Source organism: Saccharopolyspora antiqui (genome assembly GCF_052246905.1).
Lineage (GTDB): Bacteria > Actinomycetota > Actinomycetes > Mycobacteriales > Pseudonocardiaceae > Saccharopolyspora.
The window spans coordinates 227,311-250,242 of sequence record NZ_JBQQBO010000007.1; the positions used below are offsets into that span (position 1 = coordinate 227,311).

The following is a 22,932-nucleotide window of genomic DNA, read 5'->3' on the forward strand; positions in this document are numbered from 1 at the left end:
ACTACCGTTCGTCCGATCAACGGTGTTTCGGCTGTGACAAACGTGTTTCGCGCGCCGCCGGAGGCGATCTTGGCGTGGCCGGGGATTTGCGGTAGGACACCAGGCAACATCGGTGTGTGCGGGAGGTGTGTGGCCATGGGCGAGTACGCCGAGGCCTACCGGCGGAGTTTGGCGGACCGGGAGGGCTTCTGGCTCGACGCGGCGGCCGCGATCGAATGGGAGCAGGCGCCGTCGCGGGCCCTGGACGACACCGCGGATCCATTCTTCCGGTGGTTCCCCGACGGTGTGCTCAACACCTGTTTCAACGCGCTGGACCGGCATGTTCGGGACGGTCGCGGCGAGCAGCCCGCGTTGATCTGGGACTCGGCGATGACCGGCGCGGTGCGGCGCTGGACCTACCGGGAACTGCTGGAGCGGGTCGCGCTGTTCGCCGGGGCGTTGCGGGCGCAGGGCGCCGCGCCGGGCGATCGCGTGGTGATCTACCTGCCGATGATCCCCGAGGCGGTCGTGGCGATGTTGGCCTGCGCGCGCATCGGCGCGGTGCATTCGGTGGTCTTCGGCGGCTTCGCGCCGAAGGAGCTGGCGGCGCGCATCGACGACGCCCGGCCGACGGTGATCGTCGCGGCGTCGTGCGGCCTGGAACCGAACCGGATCGTCGAGTACAAGCCGATCGTCGACGAGGCGCTGCGACTGGCCGAGCACCAGCCGCGGCGGGTGATCGTGTTCCAGCGCGAGCAGGCCCGCGCCGAGCTCGGGCCGCGCGATGTGGACTGGAACGACGCGCTGGCGCAGGCCGAACCGGCCGACTGCGTGCCGGTCGCGGCCACCGATCCGCTGTACGTGCTCTACACCTCGGGCACCACCGGGCGGCCGAAGGGCGTGGTGCGCGACAACGGCGGACACGCGGTGGCGCTGCGCTGGTCGATGGCCAACATCTACGACATCGGGCCGGGTGATGTCTTCTGGACCGCCTCCGACGTCGGCTGGGTCGTCGGCCACTCCTACATCGTCTACGCACCGCTGCTGACCGGGGCGACCACCGTGGTCTACGAGGGCAAGCCGGTCGGGACCCCGGATGCGGGCGCGTTCTGGCGGGTCATCGCCGCGCACCGCGTCAAGGCGCTGTTCACCGCGCCGACCGCGTTCCGCGCGATCAAGCGGATGGACCCGGAGGCCGAACTGCTGGCCGACCACGACATCACGAGCCTGCGGACCCTGTTCCTGGCCGGTGAGCGGCTGGATCCGGAGACCTACCACTGGGCGTCGCAGCGGCTCGGCGTCCCGGTGATCGACCACTGGTGGCAGACCGAGACGGGCTGGCCGATCTGCTCGAACCTGCGCGGACTGGAGCCGATGCCGGTCAAGGCCGGGTCGCCGACCGTGCCGGTGCCCGGCTACGACGTGGCGGTCCTCGACCAGGCCGGGCAGCCGCTGCCACCGGAGACCGACGGCGCGCTGTGCCTCAAGCTCCCGCTGCCGCCGGGCACCTTGCCGACGCTGTGGGGCGACGACGAGCGGTTCCGGGAGTCGTACCTGTCGCGCTACCCCGGCTACTACCTCACCGGCGACAACGGCTACGTCGACGCCGACGGGTACGTGTTCGTGATGGGCCGCACCGACGACGTGATCAACGTGGCCGGGCACCGGTTGTCGACCGGGTCGATGGAGGCGGTCCTGGCGGCGCATCCGGCTGTCGCGGAGTGCGCCGTGATCGGCGTGCACGACTCGTTGAAGGGGCAGGTGCCGCGCGGGTTCGTGGTGCTGAAGTCCGGTGTGGACATCAGCGAGGCGGCGCTGCGGGACGAACTGGTCGCGGCGGTGCGCGAGCAGATCGGGCCGGTGGCGGCCTTCCGGGAGGTCGCGGTGGTCGATGGGCTGCCCAAGACCCGCTCGGGCAAGATCCTGCGCAAGTCGATGCGCGAGATCGCCGACACCGGCGACACCAAGGTGCCCTCCACCATCGAGGATCCAGCGGTGCTGGACCGGCTGCGCCCGGCGCTGCGAGGCCGCTGAGGCCTCAGCCGCGCTGCCGGTCCTGCGCCACGTCCTCCAGCGCCTGGAGCACGGCGGCGATGGCCGGTTCCGCGCGGCTTCCCCGGCGCACGCAGGTGAGGACGCTGCGGGATGGCGCCGGATCGTCTCGCAACGGGATTCGCACCACGCCGTGCTCCGGCGCGGTGGTCGCGAGCCTGGGCAGCAGGCAGATGCCGAGACCGTGGGCCACCAGTGCCAGCACCGAGTTCCACTCCGCTGCTTCGTGCGCGACTCGCGGGGCGAATCCGGCCGCCGCGCAGGCGACCTCGATCAACTGGAACTGGTCGTGGTGCGGCGCGATCCAGGTCTCGTGCGCGGTATCGGCCAACCGCACGGAGTCGCGCTCGGCGAACGGGTGGGCCGCGGACACCACGAGGTCCTGCGGGTCGTCGAGCAGCAGCCGCTGGTCGAATCGCGGATCGTCCAGCGGCGGTGTGCCGGGCACCGGCAGGACCGCGATGTCGGCCCGCTCGGCCAGCAGCAGTCGCAGGCTGTCGTCGATGTCGGCGTCGCTGAGGTGCACCGCCAGCCGCGGGTGGGATTCGCCGATCCGGGCGGCAGCAGGCGCCAGCAGTGAACCGAAGCTGGAGGCGAAGCCCGTTACCCGGATCTGCCCGACCGCACCGCCGGAATGCGCCGCCAGGTCCGCGCGGGTCCGCTCCCATTCGGCCGCGATCGCGTCGGCGTGTTCCAGCACGATGTGCGCGGCGGGGGTGAGTCGGACCCGGCGCCCCTCGGGCAGCAGCAGATCAACGCCGATTTCCTTGGACAGCAGTCGCAGCTGCTGCGAGACGGCCGAGGGCGTCAGGTAGAGCGCCCGCGCGGTGGCGGTCACCGTGCCCTCTTCGCGGAGCACCCGCAGGACCTGGAGTCGGCGCAGATCGATCATGTAGCCAATTCTTCACGGTCCGCATCAGAAATACGAGATAGACCTGCAAGGACTGGGCGCCGCAGGCTTCCGGTATGAAGCCCTTGGCACCTCCCGGCGCGGTTGTCGTACCGCCGTTCCTGCTCGTGCTGGGAGCCGTGTTCAGCGTCCAGTTCGGCCAGGCTTTCGGGAAGCAGCTCTGCACCGTTCTCGGGCCGCTGGGCGTTGCCGCGTTGCGGCTGTCGCTGGCATCGGTGGTCCTGTTGCTCTGGTGGCGTCCGCGGGTCCCGGCCGACTGGCGGTCGCGGGGTCTGATCATCGCTTTCGCAGCGGCGATCGCGGCGATGAACGTCATCTACCCGGCGCTGCCGCACCTCCCCCTCGGCGTGGCCAGCACGCTTCAGATGCTCGGCCCGCTCGCGGTGGCTCTCTTCGGCTCCAGACGGCCGCGCGACGTGCTGTGGGCCGTGCTGGCGGCGGTCGGGGTTCTCCTGTTTTGCGGCCCGTCCGATGCACCGCTACCGGTCGTCGGCATCGGTCTCGCGCTGGTGTCGGCCGCGGGAATGGGCAGCTACATCTTGTTGAGCCACCGCGTCGGCGCGCTCAGCAGCGATGGCTCACCGCTGGCGTTGGCAGTCGCCTGCGCGGCGGTGCTCATGCTGCCGTTTGGCATCGTCGAGTCCGGAACGGCGCTGCTCGCGCCGCCAGTTCTGCTGGCCGGGCTGGGGGTGGCCGTGTTGTCCGCGGTCGTGCCGTACTCGCTCGAATTGGTCGCGCTGCGCCGCATTCCGCCCCGAGTCGTCGGCGTGCTGCTGAGCCTGGAGCCCGCGACCGGCGCCTTGGCGGGGCTGCTCCTGCTGGCCGAACTGCTCAGTCCGGCCCAGGTCGTCGCGCTCGGGTGCGTCACCGCGGCTTCGATCGGGGCCGTGCTCACCCGAGCGCGATGAAGCCGAGCGCCGTTCGGCGTGCCCGATACATCCAGTTGGAGGTTCGCCACCTGAGGTTTGGTCTATACCTTTATGGGCACCGTTGCCCGATCATGGAGCCGAGACATGACCCCTAGACCGCCCCGATCGACGGTGCGCAACGCCGCACTGGCCGTCGTGGCCGGTGCCCTGCTCACCGCCGGGATCGTGGTGCCCGCCGGTGGCACACCAGCCGTGGAGAACTCCGCAATGGACAACATCATCCCCGTCCCCGAATCCGTGCAGCCGGACCCGGCGACCACCTTCGAACTGACCGAGCAGACCTCGATCCTGGCCGACGGCGAGGCCGCTGAAGTCGGCGAGTACCTGGCCGGGATCCTGCGCCCGTCAACCGGATTTCCGGTGCCGCTAGGCGGTGAGCCCGGCACCGGGAACATCGCGCTGGCGCTCGACGGCGCCCCCGACCTCGGTCCGGCCGGGTACCGGCTGCGGGTGGCCGCCGACGCCGTGAGCGTCCGCGCCACCAGCACCGAAGGGCTGTTCAACGGCGTGCAGACGCTTCGCCAACTGCTGCCCGCGGCGATCGAGAGCCCGACCGCGCAGCCCGGCCCGTGGACCATGCCCGGCGGCGAGATCGTCGACCGGCCGCGGTTCGAGCACCGCGCCGCGATGCTCGACGTGGCGCGGCACTTCTTCGACGTGGAGCAGGTCAAGCGCTACATCGACCAGATCGCCCGCTACAAGATCAACCGGCTGCACCTGCACCTGTCCGACGACCAGGGCTGGCGGATCGAGATCAACAGCTGGCCCCTGCTGGCCAAGTACGGCGGCAGCACCGAGGTCGGCGGCGGTCCGGGCGGTTACTACACGCAGCGGGACTACACCGAGATCGTCGACTACGCCGCGTCCCGGCACATCATGATCGTGCCGGAGATCGACATGCCCGGGCACACCAACGCCGCGCTGGCCTCCTACGCGGAGCTCAACTGCGACGGGGTCGCCCCACCGCTGTACACCGGCATCGACGTCGGGTTCAGCTCGCTGTGCGTGGACAAGGACATCACCTACCGGTTCGTCGAGGACGTCATCCGGGAAGTGGCGGCGCTGACCCCCGGGCCGTACCTGCACATCGGCGGGGACGAGGCGCACTCGACTCCCGATGAGGACTACACGAAGTTCATCGCGCGGGTGCTGCCGCTGGTCGGCAAGTACGGCAAGACCGTGGTCGGCTGGCACGAGTACGGCAAGGCAGCGCCGCAGGGCGACGCGGTGGTGCAGTTCTGGGGCACCACGAACGCCGACCCGCTGCTCACCGACGCCGTCGCCCGCGGCAACAAGATCCTGGCCTCCCCGGCGAACAAGACCTACCTGGACCACAAGTACAACGAGAGCACCCCGCTGGGCCTGCAGTGGGCCGGGTTCATCGAGGTCGCCGACGCCTACGGCTGGGATCCGGGCAGCTACCTGCAGGGCGTGCCGGAGGAATCGGTGCTCGGCGTGGAAGCCCCGCTGTGGTCGGAAACCCTGGAGAACTCCGAGCACATCGAGTTCATGGCCTTCCCCCGGCTACCGGCCTTCGCCGAACTCGGCTGGTCCCCGAAGGGCGCCCAGGACTGGGAGTCCTTCCGCCAACGCCTAGCCACCCACGGCCCCCGCCTGACAACCTCCAGCATCAACTACTACCCCTCAACCCAAATCCCCTGGCCCAACTGAGTTGTTGAACAGGTGAAGGGCACCTTTGACCGACTATGCCGGTCAAAGGTGCCCTTCACTCATCACTCGACCGGGTTGGGGGGAGCTTTGGGGCTAGGACCGCCCACCATTCTGCGAGAGTGGGGCGTTCGGCGAGGTCGGCGAAGGTGATCTGGACGCCTTGGCGGCGCCACTTCTCCACCAGGGTCATGATCCGCACCGAGTCCAACCCCCAGTCGATGAGGTTCTCCTCGTCGGAGAGCTCCGCCGGGTCCTCGTAGAGCAGCTCGGCGACCTGCGCCCGAACATCTTCCAGCGTCAACATCTGCGACATTCCCTCGAACTCCCCGAAAACTCGTCAGACCACTTCGGACTCGCGCAGCACCAGGGCCTGCGCCAGGCGCCGCGAGGTGTCCACCACCGCACACCGCTTGGCCGCGTAGTCCAACGCCATCCGGTGCTCCGCCAAGGAGAAGTCCGCGACCGCGTCGGCGACCAGGAAAGCCTGGACCTCCTGCTGGAAGGCCTCGGCCGCTGTCATCAGGCAGCCGATGTGCGCGTAGATACCGGTGATGATCAGCTGGTCGCGCCCCCAGTCGCGCAGCAGCTCGCGGAGCTCGGTGCGCTGGAACGCGCTGTAGCGCCACTTGGTCAGCAGCACGTCACCGGCGCCGGGCGCCAGCTCCTCGATGATCGCCTCCTGCGCCGGATCGGCGACCCCCGGCCCCCACCACTCCAGTTGCAGGCCGCGCTGTTCCGCCGTCTGCCCACCGGGCTGCGCGCAGTACACCACCGGCACGCCCGCCGCGCGGGCGCGCTCGCGCAGCAACCGGATGTTCGGCACCACCTGATCCAGCGGTTCGCCGTGCGCCGGGAAGGCGTTGACGAAATGCCGCTCCATGTCGTGGATCAGCAGCACCGCGCGATTCGGGTCGGGCCGCCAGGACACCCGGTTCTCGGGCAGATCATCCTGCTGCGGCACGCGATACGGTGCGATGGCCGGAAGCGCCACCTGCGTCCCCTTCTTTCGTCGTTGCGGAGTTCTGGTCAGGACCGGCGCCGCAGTTCCGGCACCAGTTCGCGGGAGATCGCCTCCCGGAGGTCGCGCTTGCTGACCTTGCCGACCCCGGTTTGCGGGAACTGCTCGACGAATTCGACCCGGTCCGGCACCTTGTAGGCGGCCAGGCCGCGCTCGCGCACGAACTTGATCAGCTCCCGTGCTTTCGGCGTCGTGCCGCGCGGCACGACGAACGCGCAGCTGCGTTCGCCGAGGTAGTCATCGGGCATGGACACCACTGCCGCGTCGTGCACCGCCGGGTGCGCCAGCAGGTGGTTCTCCACTTCTTCGGCGGCGATCTTCTCGCCACCCCGGTTGATCTGGTCCTTCGCCCGGCCTTCGACGACGAGGTTGCCCTCCGGGGTGCGCCGCACGATGTCGCCGGTGCGGTAGAAGCCCTCGGGAGTGAACGCGACCGCGTTGTGCTCCTCGGCCCGGTAGTAGCCGCGGATGGTGTAGGGCCCTCGGGTGAGCAGGTGGCCGGTTTCCCCCGGTGCCACCGGGTTGTCCTGGCCGTCGACGACCAGCAGCTCGTCGTCCGGCGAGATCGGTCGGCCCTGCGTGGCGAGGATGACGTCCTCGGGATCGTCGAGCCGGGTGTAGTTGACCAGTCCCTCGGCCATGCCGAAGACCTGTTGGAGGGTGGCGCCGAGCAGCGGGCGCACCCGTCGTGCGACTTCTTCGCTGCACTTGGCCCCGCCGACCTGCAGCACCTCCAGGCTGGACAGGTCGTGCGCGGTGTTCGCGGCGGCGTCCAGCCACACCAGCGCGAGCGGTGGCACGGCCGCGACGAGGGTGACGCGTTCGCGCTCGATCAGCGGGAACACCTCGTCCGGGCTGGGCCGCCGGGCCAGCACCACGCGGCCACCGGCGTGCAGCACGCCGAAGGTGCCGGGTGAGCTCATCGGGAAGTTGTGCGCGATCGGCAGTGCCCCGAGGTACACCGTGTTTTCGGTGACACCGCAGATCTCGTTGCTGGCGCGGAAGGAGTAGATGTAGTCGTCGTGGGTGCGCGGGATCAGCTTCGGCACACCGGTGCTGCCGCCGGAGAGTTGCAGGAAGGCGATGTCACCGGGCCGCGGTCCGGCGATCCCCACCGGTTCTGAGTCCACATCGGACAGTGCGCGGAATTCGCCGGGATCGGCACCGGCGATGAGCACGTGCCGCAGGCCCGGCACCTTCGCGGCGACCTCGGCGGCCAGCTCGCGGTGGTCGAACCCGGCCTCGACGTCGGCGGTGATGTAGGCGGTGGCCGCGCTGAACTCGCAGAAGTACGTGATCTCGGTCAGCCGGTGCGAGGGCAGCGCGAACACCGGGACGGCGCCCAGCCGGAACAGCGCGAAGCAGACGTCGAAGAACTCGGCGATGTTGGGCAACTGCACCACCACCCGGTCCCCCGCGCCGATGCCCAACTCCCGCAGCCCGGCCGCCAGCCGGTCCGCGCGCAGGTCCAGCGCGCGGTAGGAGATGCGCCGGTCGCCGTCGACGACGGCGATGCGGTCGGGGTGCGCGGCGGCGCGGTCGCGCAGCAGTTGCCCGAAGGTGTAGCCGCGCCAATAACCGGCCGCCCGGTAGCGATCCGCGAACTCCGTCGGCCAGGTGGGGCAGCCGGGTAGCGATGCGGTCATCTCGGTCCCCTTCAGACGGCCTGGTCCAGGCCCATCGCGGACAACGCGGTGCGGAACTTCGCGGAGGTTTCGGCCAGTTCGTCGGCGGGTTCCGAACCCGCGACGATGCCCGCGCCCGCGTACAGCCGCAGCACGTCGTCCTCGATGTCGGCGCAGCGGATCGCGACCACCCATTCACCGTCACCGGCGGCGTCGCACCAGCCGACCATGCCCGCGTAGTAGCCGCGCTCGAACGGCTCGGTCTCGGCGATGACCTCGCGGGCCCGCTGCGGCGGGGTGCCGCACACCGCCGGGGTGGGGTGCAGCGCGTGGGCGATCTCCAGCGACGACGTCGCCGGGTCGCGGAGCTCACCGGTGATCTCGGTGGCCAGGTGCCACATCGCCGCGGTGCTGATCACCGTCGGCCCGGACACCTGGAGGTCTTGGCAGAACGGGCGGAGCGTCTGCACCACCGCGTCGACGACCGCGGCGTGCTCGCGACGATCCTTGTCCGAATTGGACAGTTCGGTGGCGAGCCGCTGGTCCTCGACCGGGTCGGCGCTGCGCGGCCGCGAACCGGCCATCGGGTTGGAGCGCACCCGCAGGCCGCGCCGGGACACCAGCAGTTCGGGACTGGCCCCGAGGAAGGTGCGCCGCAGCGGTGGTTGCGGGCCGAAGTTGTCGCGGGTGCCGTCCTCGCCGCGGCGCGGCAGGTCCACCGCGAAGGTGTAGCTGCTCGGGTCGGCCAGCGCGAGGTTGCACAGCACGTCGCGGACGTCGATCGGTTCTCCGGCGGTCAGCTCCAGGGAGCGCGCCAGGACCACTTTGCTCAGTTCGCCGTCGGCCAGCCGCCGCAGCACCCGGCCGACGCCGAGCTCGTACTCGGCGGCCGCGGGCACCGCGCGGACGTGGTAGTTCGGTGTCGCGCCGCGCGGTGGCCGGGGCACCACGACGTTCAACGGCGTCGCCCGCACCACTTCCTCGGGCAGCACCAGGTGCGCGGGCAGGTTCTCGCCGAACGGCACGGCACCCACGACCAACGGGTTGCGGCGCCCGAATTCCGTTGCGCTGCCCAGGAAATCGGCCACCCGCCGGGGTAATTCCTCGCGGGCGCACTGCGTCTTGGGGACGGTCGCGGCCACGCCGCGGGCCAGCAGCACGCCGCGCGGCGCGGAGAACAGGAACGACGAGCCCGCCTCGTAGGCCGCCAGCAACCGGGTAGCCGCATCGTCGGCTACGACGCCGATGCCGTCGATTTCGCTGTCGATCGTGGTCATGGCAACCTTTCGGGGTTCACGGCAGGGTCAGGCGCGCAGCGTGGCGCCGCCGTCGACGTACAGGTCGTGCATGGTGATGTGCCCGGCCTGCTCGGAGGCCAGGAAGACGACCGCGTCGGCGATGTCTTGGGCGGTGGCGAGTTTGCGCAGCGGAATGCCCGCTTTGAAGGCTTCCGGCGAGCCCGCGATGACCCGTTCGGCACCGCGCTCGTCGGCCCACATCCCGCGCTGCATGTCGGTGTCGGTCGAGCCGGGGGCGACCACGTTGCACCGGATGCCGTACTCGGCGAGCTCCAGCCCGAGCGATTTGGTGAACAGGGTGGCCGCGGCCTTGGAGGCGGCGTAGGCGGACATGCCGTGCCGGGGCACGCCAGCCGCGTTCGAACTCACCGTGACGATCGCGCCGCGCCGTCGCGGGATCATGTGCTTGGAGACCGCGCGGCAGAGGTTGAACACCCCGGTGGTGTTGACCGCGAAGGTGTGGTGCCAGTCTTCGTCGGTGAGTTCCTGCACCGTGCCCACCTGCAGCACTCCGGCGACGTTGGCGAGGACCTCGATGGGACCGAGTGCGACCGCGACGCGCTCGACGACGTCGGTCACCGCGGCACCGTCGGCGACGTCGCAGCGGTAGGCGTGCACCTGATAGCCCTTGTCGGTCAGCGCGGCGGCGACGGTCTCGACCTGCTCGCCGTTTCGGTCCACCGCGGCGACGGTGGCGCCGAGTTCGGCGAACGCGGTGGTCACGGCGGCACCGATACCCTGGCCAGCGCCTGTCACGATGGCGACCTTGCCGCCGATCCCCGTCCGGTTCATCGCATCCTTCTGGCAACTCAGGCAAGCCTAACCTTTGTCAGGCGAGCCCGAGTTTAGAACACGGACGTGTTCGGATCGCCCCTCTGTCGAGGTGGCATTGATCACCGAGGGCGACCGGGCGCCGTGGGTTCCCGATCCGGAGACTCAGCGGCTGTCTTCGGTCCTTTTCAGCGGCGCTGGTTTCGCTACCCGCACCGCAACGCAGAACGGGTCCAAGGACCGGGCCTTAGCGCGCGATGCCCTGGACGAAGCCGAGGTCGAGCAGGTCCTGCGGGCGCAATCGCAGGAGACCGGCGAGTTCCGGCGCCTGAGCCGGGTCGCGCTTGAGGATCGCGGCACTGGATTCCGGTGCTATCACGGCGAAATACGCATCCGAGGTGATCCAGGTCCGGCCCGGCGAGGCCAGCGCCAGCGCACCGCCCGAGCCGCCCTCGCCGATGACCAGCGTGGTGATCGGCACCCGGGCATCGGCGACCGCGCCGAACACCGCCGCGATCGCCGGTCCGATACCGCCGCGCTCGGCCGCCGCGTCGTTGGCCGCACCCGGCGTGTCCACCAGGGTCAGCACCGGGATGCCGAGCTGGTCGGCGAGCCGGATCAACCGGGCGGCGGTGCGGAACCCGGCCGGGGTGTTGGCCGCACCGGTCTGGGCGGCGAAGGCGACGGTGCGCCCGTCATGATCACCGATGCCGCAGATCATCCCGACGTCCCGGCCGCCCGCGCGGTCGCCGCTGATCTCGAACCGGCTGGTGAAGTAGGCGTCCAGATAGGCCCCGGCCCGCGGCCGGTCCGCCGCGCGGGCGCGCTGCACCGCATCCCAGCCGGTGGCGGGCGGCTCACTCGCGGTGAGCGCGGCCGGGACCGGGGCGGGCTCCGGCGGCCGGACGAGCCGTTGCGGATGCAGCAGCGCCACCAGGTTCGCCAGCACATCGGGCAGCTCGGCGTCGCCGACGACCCGATCCACCTGTCCGTCGGCGAGCTTGCCCTCGGCGCTGAACGCCTCGCCGGTGTCACTCGCGCGGCGCACCCGACTGCCGCCGAAGGCAACCGCCGCACCCGGCGCGGCCAGCACCACGTCGGCGGCCGCCGACAGCGCCGCCCACATGCCGCCGGTGGTCGGATCGCGCAGCACGGTGATGTGCGGGATCCGGGCCTGCCGGGTCAGCAGGCAGGCCCGCGCGATCTCCTGCAGCTGGCGCAGGGCGCAGATGCCCTCCTGCATCCGGCTGCCACCGGAGGCCACCAGCGAGATCACCGGCAGCCGCAGCTCCCTGGCCTGCTCGAAGGCCGCCACGATGCGCGCCCCGGCCGCCGTGCCGACCGAGCCGCCGAGGAAAGCGAAGTCGAAGGCGATGAGCACCGCCTGCCGCGACCCGACCCAGCCCCGCCCGCCCAGCACCGATTCGTCAGCGCCGGTCCGGGCGGTCGCACGGGCCCGCTGGTCGTCGTAACCGGGCCAGCCCAGCGGGCCGTCCGCGGCCGACCGCCCAGCCGGGGGCTCGAACTCCTCGAACCCCTGGCTGACCGATTCGACCAGCACGCGAGCCGCGGTGTGCTCAGCCATCGCCCAGCGCCTTCTTCTGCACCTTGCCCATCTCGTTGCGCGGCAACGCCGCCAGCCACCGCACCACGCGCGGCCGCTTGTGCGGGGTGAGCAGCCGGGCCACGTGGTCGATGAGTTCATGCTCGGCGACCTCCTCGCCGGGCGCGCGCACGACCCAGGCGACGATGCGCTCCCCCAGGTCGGGGTCGGGTTCGCCGGTGACGGCGACCTCGGCGACCGCCGGGTGCTCCAGCAGGCTGTTCTCGATCTCGCCCGCACCGATCTTGTAGCCGCCGCTCTTGATGATGTCGGTGGCCTTGCGTCCGACGATCCGGATGTAGCCGTCGGGCGCGCGGGTGGCCACGTCGCCGGTGCGGAACCAGCCGTCCACGAACGCCTCGGCGGTGGCGTCCGGCCGGTTGAGGTAGCCGCTGAACAAGTTGGAGCCGCGCACCAGGATCTCGCCGACGGTCTCGTCGTCGCTGGCGGTGATCTCACCGCCCTGCTCGTCGACCAGCTTGAGCTCGACCCCGGCGAACGGGCGTCCCACGTAGCCGGGGCGTCGGTCGCCGTCGGCGCGCACCCCGCAGTTCATGATCGTCTCGCTCATTCCGTAGCGCTCGACCACCCGCTGCCCGGTCAGCCGCTCGATCCGCTCGTGCTCCACGGCGGGCAGCGCCGCCGAACCGGAGACCAGCAGCCGCGCCTTGCCGACCGACTGCCCGATCTGCGGATCGCGCTCGGCGTCCTCCGCTAGCCGGTGGTACATGGTCGGCACGCCGAACATCATCGTGGCCGGACCGGCCAGTTCCTCGGCGATGGCCGACGAGGAGAACTTGCCCAGGTGGTGCACCGTGCCGCCCAGCCGAACCGGGCCGAGCGTGCCGAGGATCAGCCCGTGCACGTGGAACAGCGGCAGCGCGTGCGCCAGCACGTCGCGCTCGGTCCACTGCCACGCCTCGGCCAGCGCGTCGAGGTTGGCGCGGATCGCACGGCGCGGCAGCACCACGCCCTTGGGCGGACCGGTGGTGCCCGAGGTGTAGACGATCAGCGCCGGGTCGTCTTCGGCGGCCTCCGGCGGGAGCTCGCCGCCCCGGACGCTGAGATCCACCTCGTGCACCGGTATGTCGCCCAGCCCTTCCGGCGGCTGGAAACCGGGCGGGGCCAGCAGGAGTTCGGGCTCGCTGTCGCCGAGGATGTGCGCGAGCTCCCGCTCCCCCACCTTCGGGTTGATCGGGACCACCGCGACACCCGCGCTCAGCCCACCGATGACGGCCGCGCAGGTCTCCGGCGTCGCGGTCGCCCACACCGCGATCCGCCGCGCCGTCCCGACGCGTTCGGCGATCCCGGCGGCCACCGCCGCCAGCTCCCGGTAGTCCAGCGTGCGCGCACCGAAGCGCAGCGCCTCCTTGTCGTCGGGCTTCCGCAACTTGGGGAACAGCACCTGCGCCGCGCTGGCCATGACCACCTCCACGCTCCTCAATGTCCCGCCCGCGAACCTGCGGTGCCCGGTGAGGCCTGGGCCCGGCAGTGGTCCACTGGCTCGACCACTTTTGCTCCAGCGGCGCGGCCACGTCAAGGGAATGTGGGGCGAAACTGGCTCATCCACTCGGCCATCCAGCCGGTGTTAGCCTGAGAACCTGTCTTCGAACTCGTTCTGCGCAAGTGGCGCGGGGCGTCTCCGCCCGCCGATCCCCAACATCCTCCTGGAACCCACGGCGCCAGCTGGGAGCGCAGGGTGGTCGGCGCCGCTTTCAAAACCGGATCGAAGACAGGCACTGACCACTACCCGACTTCCGGTCTGGAGGAACCCGGTGTCCGAAGCCCTGCGCCCACTGGCCCGCCCCCGGCTGTACGAGCAGGTCGTGCAGCGGTTGCGCGAGCACGTGGCGGATTCCGGGCTGCGCGTCGGCGACCGGCTGCCGCCGGAGCGGGAGCTCGCCGAGCGGCTCGGTGTCAGCCGCGCGTCGGTGAAGCAGGCGATCGTGGTGCTCGAAGTGCAGGGTCTCGTCGAGGTGCGGCACGGCGGCGGCACCTACCTGCGCCGCGCGTCGCTGGACGCCGAGCCGGTCGAGGAGCTCGTGGCGCGCAAGCGCCGCCTGCCGGACGTGCTGGAAGCGCGGGAGGCGTTGGAGACCAAGCTCGCCGAACTGGCCGCGCAGCGCCGCACCGAGGACGACCTCGCCGAGATCGACGCGGCGCTGGCGGACATGCGCCGCGAGATCGCCGACGGCGGCCTCGGCAGCGAGGGTGACCGCCGGTTCCACGCCGCGATCACCGCGGCCGCGCACAACCCGCTGCTGGCCGACTTCATGCGCACCATCGCCGCGGAGATCGCCGAGAGCCGCCAGGAGTCGCTGCGCCAGCCGGACCGGCCGGGCAAGTCGCTGGGCCAGCACGAACGCATCGCCGAGGCGATCCGAGCGGGCAACCCGCGCGCGGCGGTCACCGCGATGCGCCGCCACCTGCGCACCGTCAGCCGGGTCCGGCTGCTCGCCTGGGACCCCGACGCCGAACCCACCCGATCAGGCGATGAGTGAAGGGCACCTTTGACCGGCTTACTCGGTCGAAGGTGCCCTTCACCTCGGAAAAGCCGCCCGGTTGGGGGTTGGTGGTGGTGGGTCGGTAGGCTCGGTCGGGCCTGTTTTCGCAGCTATGGAGCGCGTGACGTGATCTGCCAGCCGAGTTCGGGGCGCGGGCGTGTTGGCGTTCGGGTTCTTCGGTGATCGGGTGGTTGCTGGCCACCGCGGGTACCGCCGCGCTCGGCAGCTTTTTTCCGCTGGTCAACATCGAGCTGTACCTGCTGGGCGTGGTGTCCACTGTGGACGGCGCCAACTGGTGGGCGCTCGGGTTGGCCGCCGCGCTCGGGCAGGTGGCCGGGAAGACCCTGTTCTACTTCGCCGGTAGGGGTGGCTTCGCGCTCGGCGATCGGTTGCGCAAGCGGTTCGAGGCCAAGCGGAGTGGCAGGTGGGCCGCCTGGTTCGAGAAGTTCCACCAGCGAACCCAGCAACGCCCGTGGTGGGGCCTGGGCGTGCTGTGCCTGACCGCGGTGCCCGGCATACCGCCCTACAGCCTGATGTGCTTCCTCTCCGGGGCGGCGGGCATTCCGCTGCTGGGGTTCCTGGCCGCCAGCATCGTCGGGCGGGGGCTGCACTTCCTGATCGTCGCCGGGGCACCCGAACTGCTGCACTGGCTGCCCGCCGCGCTCGGGTCGTGAACGCGGCAGGCGCACCCTCGAACGCCGGGTGAGCCGCACTGCCACCCGACCGTTGCGCTCCTCAGCTACCCGCACCCGCGCATACCGCTGCGGTCGGCCGGGAATCCCGTGGGGCAAGCCGAAACCGGAGGGGAGCTGGTTCGCGATGGTCACCGACGACCACAACGCAAAGCAACGGCAACTCGACGAGGTTCGCAAAGACCTCACCGACACCCACCTGACCACTCAGCAGGGCGTGCGCATCGACCACACCGACGATGCCCTGACCGCAGGTGAACGCGGCCCGACACTGCTGGAGGACTTCCACGCCCGCGAGAAGATCACCCACTTCGACCACGAGCGGATCCCGGAGCGCGTGGTGCACGCGCGCGGCGCGGGCGCCTACGGCTACTTCCAGCCCTACGACGGCTGGCTCGCCGACCGCACGGTGGCGCGGTTCCTGACCGATCCGGGCGAGCGCACCCCGGTCTTCGTGCGGTTCTCCACCGTCGCGGGTTCGCGGGGTTCCGCCGACACGGTCCGCGACGTGCGCGGATTCGCCACCAAGTTCTACACCAAGCAGGGCAACTACGACCTCGTCGGCAACAACATGCCGGTGTTCTTCATCCAGGACGGCATCAAGTTCCCCGACTTCGTGCACGCGGTGAAGCCCGAGCCGGACAACGAGATGCCGCAGGCCGCCTCGGCGCATGACACGTTCTGGGACTTCGTAGCGCTGCAGCCGGAAACCCTGCACATGGTGATGTGGCTGATGTCCGATCGCGCGCTGCCGCGCAGCTTCCGGATGATGCAGGGCTTCGGGGTGCACACCTTCCGGCTGATCAACGCCGAAGGCCGCGCGACGTTCGTGAAGTTCCACTGGAAGCCGGTGCTGGGCAGCCATTCGCTGGTGTGGGACGAGTGCCAGAAGATCGCGGGCAAGGATCCCGACTACAACCGGCGCGACCTGTGGGAGTCGATCGAGGCCGGGCAGTACCCGGAGTACGAGCTCGGGGTGCAGCTGGTCGAGGAGTCCCAGGAGTTCGACTTCGACTTCGACCTGCTGGACGCCACCAAGATCATCCCGGAGGAGCTGGTGCCGGTGCGTCCGGTGGGGAAGCTGGTGCTGGACCGCAATCCGGACAACTTCTTCGCCGAGACCGAGCAGATCGCCTTCCACACCGCCAACGTGGTACCCGGCATCGACTTCACCAACGACCCGCTGCTGCAGGCCCGCAACTTCTCCTACCTGGACACCCAGCTGATCCGGCTGGGCGGGCCGAACTTCGCGCAGCTGCCGGTCAACCGACCGGTGGCCGACGTCGCCACCAACCAGCGGGACGGCTACGGGCAGCAGTGCGTCCACAAAGGACGCACCAGCTACTCCGAGAACACCCTGGCCGGTGGCTGCCCGATGCTCGCCGGAGTCGACGAGGGTGCCTTCTCGCACTACCAGGAGAAGGTCGAGGGCCGCACGATCCGCAAGCGCAGCGAGAGCTTCAAGGACTTCTACAGCCAGGCCACGCTGTTCTGGAACAGCATGGCGCCCTGGGAGAAGGAGCACATCGTCGCGGCGTTCCGCTTCGAGCTCGGCAAGGTCGACCACCAGCACGTCCGCGACAGCGTGGTGCAGCAGCTCGACCACATCGACCGCGAGCTGGCGACGGCGGTCGCCGAAGGCGTCGGGGTGAGCCCGCCGACCGGCAGCCCAACCCCCAACCACGGCCGCAGTTCCCCGGCGCTGAGCCTGGCCAACTCGGTCACCGGCACGATCGCCACCCGCCGGGTCGCGGTGCTGGTCGCCGACGGCGTCGACGCCACCGAGGTCGCGCAGATCCAGCGCGAGCTGTCCGAACGCGGCGCGCTGGCGGAGATCCTCGGCCCGCACGACGGCCGGGTCCGCGGCACCGACGGCCACGAGGTCTCGGTCGACCGCGCCATCAACACGATGGGCTCGGTGCTCTACGACGGCGTGATCGTGCCGGGCGGGGCGGACAGCGCACGCGAGTTGTCGGCCGACGGCTACGCCATCCACTTCGTCGCGGAGGCCTACAAGCACCAGAAGCCGGTGGCGGCCAGCGACGAGGGGATGGAGCTGCTGCAGCGAGCCGGGGTCGCCGAGGCGCGCCAGCCCGACGGGGTCAACGGTGTGGTGGCGGAACTGGGCGTGGTCACCGCCGCGCACACCGGCGGCGCCTTGCCGGACGGGTTCATCGAGGAGTTCGCAGCCGCGCTCGGCAAGCACCGCGTGTGGGAACGCGACACCTCCGCCGTGCCCGCCTAGGGACTGGTTCAGGAGTGGTTCCCGTACCGGAGCGGGCGGCTCCTGAGAGCCTGTCTTCGAACTCGTCCTGCTTCGCGGCGCGGGTGGCAGACCTGGCGATTTCGCGCGAAATCGCCACCCGCCCCGCGTGGGAGACGGCGATTTCGCGCGAAATCGCCCACCTCACCCGAGGCGGGAGGCGCGACACCGCCACTGCAAAGACGGGCACTGAGAACCCGCCAGCCGAGTCCCGCACCGCAGGCGGCTGCGCCGCGTGAAAACAGCCCGGCACCCAGGGTCACGAAACGTACCGAATGGATCACGTACCGCGAGTGCGGTTGGGACTGCGGGCGGCCTTCTTCTACGGTGCGAGGCCGTGAGTGTATTGCGAACGATGCCCGTCGAGGACGTGCTGACCCGCGGCGCGCGCAGCGGACTGATCCGTCGGCTCACCGGGCGGGACCTGGTCGGCTTCGGCATCGGCATCATCATCGGCACCGGTGTGTTCACCCTGGCCGGTATCGAGGCCAAGGAGCACGCCGGGCCCGCGGTCGTGCTGTCGTTCGTCGTCGGCGGCGTCGTCGCGGCGCTGGCCGCGCTGTGCTACGCCGAGCTCGCCTCGGCGGTGCCGACCGCGGGCAGCGCCTACACCTATGCGTACGCCACGCTGGGCGAGCTGTTCGCCTGGATCATCGGCTGGGACCTGCTGCTGGAGTTCGCGCTCGGTGCCGCGGTGGTCTCGCGCAGCTGGTCTGGCTACGTCGCGAACCTGCTCGGTCTGCCGGAGGCCTGGTTCGGCGAGGACGCGACGGTCAACGTCGGCGCGATCCTGATCATCGCGGTGCTGACCGTCGTCGCGGTGGCTGGTATCCGCGAGTCGTCCTGGGTGACCAACGCGCTGGTCGTGGTCAAGGTCGCGGTGTGCGTGCTGGTGATCGTCGCCGGTCTGTTCTTCGTCAACGGCGCCAACCTCGACCCGTTCATCCCGCCCGCGCAGCCCGCCGCGGGCACCGCGAACCCGCTGGAGCAGCCGCTGGTGCAGGCGGTGCTGGGCATGGAGCAGTCGGTGTACGGCATCGGCGGCATGCTCACCGCGGCGGCGGTGGTGTTCTTCGCCTACACCGGCTTCGAGGCGCTGGCCAACCTCGGTGAGGAGACCAAGCGCCCCAGGCGGGACCTGCCGGTCGGGCTGCTCGGCAGCCTGATCGTGTGCACCCTGCTGTACGTCGCGGTCGCCATCGTGCTCAGCGCGATGGTCGACTACCGGCAGATCGACGAGGGCGCCCCGCTCGCGGCGGCGTTCCAGGCCGTCGGGCAGCCGTGGGTGGCCGCGCTGATCGCGCTCGGCGCGGTGACCGGGCTGACCTCGGTGATGATGGTCGAGCTGGTCACCATCGGCCGGATCGGGTTCGCGATGAGCCGGGACGGGCTGCTGCCGCCCAAGCTCTCCCAAGTGCACCCGAAGTGGGGCACGCCGCACCGGATGACCATCGGCGGTGCGGTGGTGATCATGCTGCTCGCCGGGTTCATCCCGATCTCCGAGCTGGCCGACATGGTCAGCATCGGGGCGCTGTCCGGTTTCGTCATCGTCGCCATCGCGGTGCCGGTGCTGCGCCGCACCAAGCCGGATCTGGCGCGGCCGTTCAAGATGCCGCTGTCGCCCTGGTTGCCGATCATCACCGCGCTGGCCTGCCTGTACCTGATGTCCAACCTGGACATCATCACCTGGCTGCGGTTCGGCGCCTGGCTGCTGGTGGGCCTGGCGATCTACTTCCTCTACGGCCACCGCCACGCGAAACTCGCCAACCCGGCCACCGACACCGCACACGACTGAAAACCACTCATCACACGGCGCCCCCACCTCTTCGGGTGACGAGTGAGGGGCACCCGTGACCCAGTTACTGGGTCACGGGTGCCCCTCACCTCGTTCGGGTCGCGCGGTTCAGGGGGTGGTGAGGTATTCGCGGCCGATCGTGCGGGCGCGCTCGGCATCTTGTCCATAGTGGAGGGTTACGGGGTCGTTGAGCCGATCGGTCTCGTTCCGCGTTTGAACCTTGTCCTCCATCCAAACGGCGGCTCCGAAGCCCCGCACGCCATCATCGTGGCAGGCCGGAGGAATCAGAGGTCTTCGGTGGTGCGGTTGGCCAGTACGAGTTCGGCAACGGCCACGACCAGCGCGGCGGCGACGAAGCCGACCGAGACGATCAGGCCGCTGGAGATCGCCGCGTCGAAACCTCCGGTGGCCAACGTGCCGAAGAACAGCCCGGACGCCGCCGCCGTGCCCACCGCGGAACCGATCCGCTGGCCCGTCTGCTGGACCCCGGCCGCGGTGCCGCCGTACGCGCTGTCGATCTCGCTGAGCGTCACCGTCTGGTTCGGCGAGATCACCAGGCCGCTTCCGGTCCCGGCGATCAACAGCGGAAGCGCGGTCACCCACCCCGCCTGCGGCCCCGGATGCATGGCCAGCAGCAGGTCGGTGGCCAGCAGTCCGAGCAGTGCCGCGGCCAATCCGATGACCACCAGCTTGCGGCCCATCCGGTACACGATTCGCCCGCCCAGGCCCGAGGCCACCGCCGAACCGACCGCGAACGGCGTCAACGCCAGCCCCGCCTGCAACGCCGAATACCCCAGACCGCGCTGGAAGTACACGGCGAGCACGAAGAAGATGCTGGTGAACCCGGCGAAGTACAGCAGCCCCAGGGTCGCGCCGAAGGAGTAGCTGCGGATCTTCAGCAGTCCCAAGTGCACCAGGGGCGCGTGACCCCGCGCGCGGTACCAGTACTCCCACGCCACGAACAGCGCCAGCAGCACCACCGCGATGATCAGCAGGTACCACGGGGTGCCGTGGCCGCTTTCCTGCTCGACCAGCGGGAGCAGCAGGCAAAGCAGTCCACCGCCGAGCAGCAGCACACCAACGAGGTCCAGGCTGCTGGACCGCGTGCGAGCGCCGTCGCGGGGCAGCACCCGCAGCCCGTACAGCACCGCCGCGACGCCGATGGGCAGGTTCACGAAGAACACCCAGCGCCAGCCGTGCTCCTGCCCGGCGAGTTGGATGATCAGGCCGCCGAGCAGCGGGCCGATCGCGGTGGAAATGCCCACCACGGCCCCGAAGAGACCGAACGCCTTGCCGCGTTCGCGGCCGTGGAAGAGCTGTTGCAGCAGTCCCAGCACCTGCGGGTTGAGCAGTCCGCCCGCGACGCCCTGCAGCAGCCGGGCCACGACCAGCCACAGCGGGTTCATCGCGAATCCGGCCAGCGCGCTGGCCAGCGTGAAGGTCAGCAGTGCCACCAGGAACATCCGGCTGCGGCCGCGATCGTCGCCGAGCCGACCGGCTGGTACCAGCACCAGCCCGAAGGTCAGCGCGTAGCCGGAGACCACCCACGACAGCGCGGCCGCTGGTGCGTCGAGGCCCTGCTGGATCGACGGCAGCGCGACGTTGACGATGCTGACGTCGAGCAGCGTCATGAACCCGGCGACCAGGCAGACGGCCAGCACCCGCCAGCGCCGGGCACCCTCCTGCTCTCCCGCGGTCCGCGCTGCCGACTCGGCCTGATTCACCGGTTCAGCTCAACACGAACGTTGCGGGCTCGCACCACTCGGTGCGGCCGAGCGGCCCAGCGGTATTGCGACCGACTGACTTATCAATCACCGGCGGACCTCGTGCCGATCTCCAACCGATGACACATTCACCTTGTCGTCTAGGTGAATTCCGCAAGACTTCGCCGATCCGCAGCGCTTCGCCGAAATCGCAACGCGCCGCGTTCGTTGCGATTCTCGCAATGGACTGTTAGCGTTGCGTCCCGTGCAGGACACGACGGCGGCGGTGCGTCAGCGGGTGCGCGACGTGTTGCGAAAGTACCCGGGCAGCCAGCGCGCCTTCGCCGACCGGATCGGGCTGGATCCGACCAAGCTGTCCAAATCGCTGACCGGCACCCGGCGATTCACGCCGGTCGAGCTCACCCGGATCGCCGAACTCACCAACGTCACGGTGAACTGGCTGATCAACGGCGGCGACGACGTCGAAACGGTGGCCGCCGCACCGCAGCGCACCGCACGCTCCGGGCGCGGCCCCGGCGATGTCCGCGAAGCAGGCCGCTACCAGCAGATCCTCGACGCCGCGTGGAAGCTGATCGCCGAGCGCGGCTACCACTCGGTGCGGATCTCCGACGTCGCCGAGGTCTGCGGCACCAGCGCCGCGACGATCCACTACTACTTCCCGGGCCGCGACGACCTGCTCACCGAGACCCTGCGCTACTCGGTGCGACTGGCCTTCGACCGGCAGGTCGCCGAACTGCACAGCATCGACGACGCCCACCAGCGGCTGCTGCGGCTGGTCGAACTGCAACTGCCCACCCCGGGACTGCTGCGCCTGGAGTGGTCGATCTGGTTGCAGGTGTGGAACGAGAGCGCGCTCAACCCCGACCTGCAGGTCCTGCACAGCGATTCCTACACGCGATGGCACGACACGATCGCCCGAACCATCCGGCAGGGCCAGCAGCAGGGCGTGTTCACCGACACCGACGCCGAAGAACTCACCATGGCGCTGACCGCCCTGATCGACGGGCTGGGCATCCAGGTGCTCGCCGGGCGGCCCGGCCGGTCGGTGGCCCGGATGCGACAGGTGCTGCGCGAGTTCGTCGAGCGCGAGATCGTCCGGCACTGACTCCGACAACCACGACCACCTGGGCGCGCTACCGCGTACCGGGCGAGAACGCCGTACCCGTGAAGGGAGAAGCCCGATGAACAACGAAGTGATCATCACCGCCGCGCTCACCGGTGCCGGTGACACCACCGGCAAGAGCGAGTTCGTCCCCGTCACCCCGAAGCAGATCGCCGAGTCCGCGGTGCAGGCCGCCGAAGCCGGTGCGGCCGTGGTGCACATCCACGTCCGCAACGTCGAGACCGGGCAGGGCTCCCGGGACGTGTCGCTGTACCGCGAGGTGGTGCGGCGGATCAAGGAGACCGGCATCGACGTGGTCATCAACCTGACCGCCGGGATGGGTGGCGACCTGGTCATCGATCAGGAGGACCCGCTCAAGCCGGTGGACGGCACCGACCTGGTCAACGGCCTGGACCGGCTGCCGCACGTCGAGGAGCTGCTGCCGGACATCTGCACGCTGGACTGCGGTTCGCTGAACTTCGGCGAGGGCAGCCAGCTCTACATCTCCACCCCGGACATGATGCGCGCCGGGGCCAAGCGGATCCAGGAACTGGGCGTCAAGCCGGAGCTGGAGATCTTCGACACCGGCAACCTGTGGTTCGCCAAGAAGCTGATCGAGGAAGGGCTGATCGACGCCCCGCCGCTGTTCCAGCTGTGCACCGGTATCCCGTGGGGCGCACCGCCGGACCCCGGTCTGCTCCAGGCGATGGTGAACATGCTGCCCGAGGGCGCGAACTGGGCCAGCTTCGCCATCGGTCGCGACCAGCTGCGCTGGGTCGGCCTGACCGCGGCGTTGGGCGGCAACGTCCGCGTCGGCCTGGAGGACAACCTCTACCTGAGCAAGGGGGTCAAGGCCAACAACGCCCAGCTGGTCGAGCGCGCGGTGACGATCGTGGAATCGATGGGCGGCAAGGTCGCCACCCCGGACCAGGCCCGCGAACAACTCGGCCTCAAGGCCCGTTCTTGACCGCGCCCGACCGTTGCCCCGAAGGGAAT

General features: G+C 70.2%; 18 protein-coding genes. 9 read left to right on the top strand and 9 right to left on the bottom strand.

The features are described from left to right. Positions 1-135: 135 nt before the first annotated feature. On the top strand, positions 136-2,013 hold the full coding sequence (locus tag ACTWQN_RS14595; RefSeq protein ID WP_443203985.1) for a propionyl-CoA synthetase: 1,878 nt from the start codon (positions 136-138) through the stop codon (positions 2,011-2,013). A 4-nt stretch (positions 2,014-2,017) separates the two neighbouring features. Here the strand turns inward: ACTWQN_RS14595 and ACTWQN_RS14600 are convergent, their stop codons facing one another. After that, positions 2,018-2,923 carry a LysR family transcriptional regulator gene (locus ACTWQN_RS14600; RefSeq protein ID WP_443203986.1) on the bottom strand — a complete coding sequence of 302 codons (906 nt, stop codon included), beginning with the start codon at positions 2,921-2,923 and terminating at the stop codon, positions 2,018-2,020. A 74-nt stretch (positions 2,924-2,997) separates the two neighbouring features. Between ACTWQN_RS14600 and ACTWQN_RS14605 the strand changes: the two genes are divergently transcribed. Both ACTWQN_RS14605 and ACTWQN_RS14610 read left to right on the top strand, forming a co-directional pair. Further along, positions 2,998-3,849: an EamA family transporter gene (locus tag ACTWQN_RS14605; RefSeq protein ID WP_443203987.1), complete on the top strand. Its 852-nt coding sequence runs from the start codon at positions 2,998-3,000 to the stop codon at positions 3,847-3,849. Positions 3,850-3,954: 105 nt separating this feature from the next. Beyond that, positions 3,955-5,541: a beta-N-acetylhexosaminidase gene (locus ACTWQN_RS14610; RefSeq protein WP_443203988.1), complete on the top strand. Its 1,587-nt coding sequence runs from the start codon at positions 3,955-3,957 to the stop codon at positions 5,539-5,541. 55 nt (positions 5,542-5,596) lie between these two features. On the opposite strand, the gene ACTWQN_RS14615 is transcribed toward ACTWQN_RS14610, so the two are convergent. From ACTWQN_RS14615 to ACTWQN_RS14645, 7 genes are all read right to left on the bottom strand, one after another. Further along, positions 5,597-5,854, bottom strand: coding sequence for a phosphopantetheine-binding protein (locus ACTWQN_RS14615; RefSeq protein ID WP_443203989.1), 258 nt, complete (start codon positions 5,852-5,854; stop codon positions 5,597-5,599). Between the two features lie 24 nt (positions 5,855-5,878). Continuing rightward, on the bottom strand, positions 5,879-6,532 hold the full coding sequence (locus ACTWQN_RS14620; protein WP_443203990.1) for an isochorismatase family protein: 654 nt from the start codon (positions 6,530-6,532) through the stop codon (positions 5,879-5,881). A gap of 35 nt (positions 6,533-6,567) precedes the next feature. Beyond that, the gene (locus ACTWQN_RS14625; RefSeq protein ID WP_443203991.1) at positions 6,568-8,205 is read right to left on the bottom strand and encodes a (2,3-dihydroxybenzoyl)adenylate synthase; all 1,638 of its coding nucleotides are present in this window, start codon (positions 8,203-8,205) and stop codon (positions 6,568-6,570) included. Positions 8,206-8,216: 11 nt separating this feature from the next. Then, complete coding sequence (dhbC, locus tag ACTWQN_RS14630) at positions 8,217-9,461, bottom strand: isochorismate synthase DhbC (protein WP_443203992.1); 1,245 nt, start codon at positions 9,459-9,461, stop codon at positions 8,217-8,219. Between the two features lie 27 nt (positions 9,462-9,488). Further along, entirely contained in the window at positions 9,489-10,274 is a 786-nt protein-coding gene (locus ACTWQN_RS14635) for a 2,3-dihydro-2,3-dihydroxybenzoate dehydrogenase (RefSeq protein ID WP_443203993.1), read from the bottom strand. A gap of 226 nt (positions 10,275-10,500) precedes the next feature. After that, positions 10,501-11,838 (bottom strand): carboxyl transferase domain-containing protein, encoded by a 1,338-nt coding sequence (locus ACTWQN_RS14640; RefSeq protein ID WP_443203994.1) that lies wholly within the window; start codon positions 11,836-11,838, stop codon positions 10,501-10,503. After that, positions 11,831-13,279 carry an acyl-CoA synthetase gene (locus ACTWQN_RS14645; RefSeq protein WP_443204057.1) on the bottom strand — a complete coding sequence of 483 codons (1,449 nt, stop codon included), beginning with the start codon at positions 13,277-13,279 and terminating at the stop codon, positions 11,831-11,833. The genes ACTWQN_RS14640 and ACTWQN_RS14645 overlap by 8 nt, the downstream gene beginning before the upstream one ends. A 352-nt stretch (positions 13,280-13,631) precedes the next feature. Between ACTWQN_RS14645 and ACTWQN_RS14650 the strand changes: the two genes are divergently transcribed. From ACTWQN_RS14650 to ACTWQN_RS14665, 4 genes are all read left to right on the top strand, one after another. Next, a complete protein-coding gene (locus ACTWQN_RS14650) occupies positions 13,632-14,357 on the top strand; it encodes a FadR/GntR family transcriptional regulator (protein ID WP_443203995.1) in 726 nt (241 codons plus the stop codon). 182 nt (positions 14,358-14,539) lie between these two features. Continuing rightward, positions 14,540-15,034 (top strand): VTT domain-containing protein, encoded by a 495-nt coding sequence (locus ACTWQN_RS14655; RefSeq protein WP_443203996.1) that lies wholly within the window; start codon positions 14,540-14,542, stop codon positions 15,032-15,034. 145 nt (positions 15,035-15,179) lie between these two features. Beyond that, positions 15,180-17,297, top strand: a complete 2,118-nt coding sequence (locus ACTWQN_RS14660) for a catalase (protein ID WP_443204058.1) — start codon at positions 15,180-15,182, stop codon at positions 17,295-17,297. Between the two features lie 373 nt (positions 17,298-17,670). After that, the gene (locus ACTWQN_RS14665; protein ID WP_443204059.1) at positions 17,671-19,110 is read left to right on the top strand and encodes an amino acid permease; all 1,440 of its coding nucleotides are present in this window, start codon (positions 17,671-17,673) and stop codon (positions 19,108-19,110) included. A gap of 284 nt (positions 19,111-19,394) precedes the next feature. On the opposite strand, the gene ACTWQN_RS14670 is transcribed toward ACTWQN_RS14665, so the two are convergent. Beyond that, positions 19,395-20,834, bottom strand: a complete 1,440-nt coding sequence (locus ACTWQN_RS14670) for an MFS transporter (RefSeq protein WP_443203997.1) — start codon at positions 20,832-20,834, stop codon at positions 19,395-19,397. A gap of 244 nt (positions 20,835-21,078) precedes the next feature. On the opposite strand from ACTWQN_RS14670, the gene ACTWQN_RS14675 reads away from it, so the two are divergent. Together ACTWQN_RS14675 and ACTWQN_RS14680 are read left to right on the top strand one after the other, a co-directional pair. After that, positions 21,079-21,939: a TetR/AcrR family transcriptional regulator gene (locus tag ACTWQN_RS14675; RefSeq protein WP_443203998.1), complete on the top strand. Its 861-nt coding sequence runs from the start codon at positions 21,079-21,081 to the stop codon at positions 21,937-21,939. A gap of 76 nt (positions 21,940-22,015) precedes the next feature. Beyond that, positions 22,016-22,903 carry a beta-keto acid cleavage family enzyme gene (locus tag ACTWQN_RS14680; RefSeq protein ID WP_443203999.1) on the top strand — a complete coding sequence of 296 codons (888 nt, stop codon included), beginning with the start codon at positions 22,016-22,018 and terminating at the stop codon, positions 22,901-22,903. Positions 22,904-22,932 lie beyond the last annotated feature (29 nt).

Bases quoted from the DNA above. Each gene is read 5' to 3' on its own strand.
- ACTWQN_RS14595 (WP_443203985.1), top strand. From the start codon at position 136: ATGGGCGAGTACGCCGAGGCCTACCGGCGGAGTTTGGCGGACCGGGAG.
- ACTWQN_RS14660 (WP_443204058.1), top strand. From the start codon at position 15,180: ATGGTCACCGACGACCACAACGCAAAGCAACGGCAACTCGACGAGGTT.
- ACTWQN_RS14645 (WP_443204057.1), bottom strand. From the start codon at position 13,279: ATGGCCAGCGCGGCGCAGGTGCTGTTCCCCAAGTTGCGGAAGCCCGAC.
- ACTWQN_RS14640 (WP_443203994.1), bottom strand. From the start codon at position 11,838: ATGGCTGAGCACACCGCGGCTCGCGTGCTGGTCGAATCGGTCAGCCAG.
- ACTWQN_RS14600 (WP_443203986.1), bottom strand. From the start codon at position 2,923: ATGATCGATCTGCGCCGACTCCAGGTCCTGCGGGTGCTCCGCGAAGAG.
- ACTWQN_RS14680 (WP_443203999.1), top strand. From the start codon at position 22,016: ATGAACAACGAAGTGATCATCACCGCCGCGCTCACCGGTGCCGGTGAC.
- ACTWQN_RS14615 (WP_443203989.1), bottom strand. From the start codon at position 5,854: ATGTCGCAGATGTTGACGCTGGAAGATGTTCGGGCGCAGGTCGCCGAG.
- ACTWQN_RS14635 (WP_443203993.1), bottom strand. From the start codon at position 10,274: ATGAACCGGACGGGGATCGGCGGCAAGGTCGCCATCGTGACAGGCGCT.
- dhbC (WP_443203992.1), bottom strand. From the start codon at position 9,461: ATGACCACGATCGACAGCGAAATCGACGGCATCGGCGTCGTAGCCGAC.
- ACTWQN_RS14610 (WP_443203988.1), top strand. From the start codon at position 3,955: ATGACCCCTAGACCGCCCCGATCGACGGTGCGCAACGCCGCACTGGCC.
- ACTWQN_RS14665 (WP_443204059.1), top strand. From the start codon at position 17,671: ATGCCCGTCGAGGACGTGCTGACCCGCGGCGCGCGCAGCGGACTGATC.
- ACTWQN_RS14605 (WP_443203987.1), top strand. From the start codon at position 2,998: ATGAAGCCCTTGGCACCTCCCGGCGCGGTTGTCGTACCGCCGTTCCTG.
- ACTWQN_RS14625 (WP_443203991.1), bottom strand. From the start codon at position 8,205: ATGACCGCATCGCTACCCGGCTGCCCCACCTGGCCGACGGAGTTCGCG.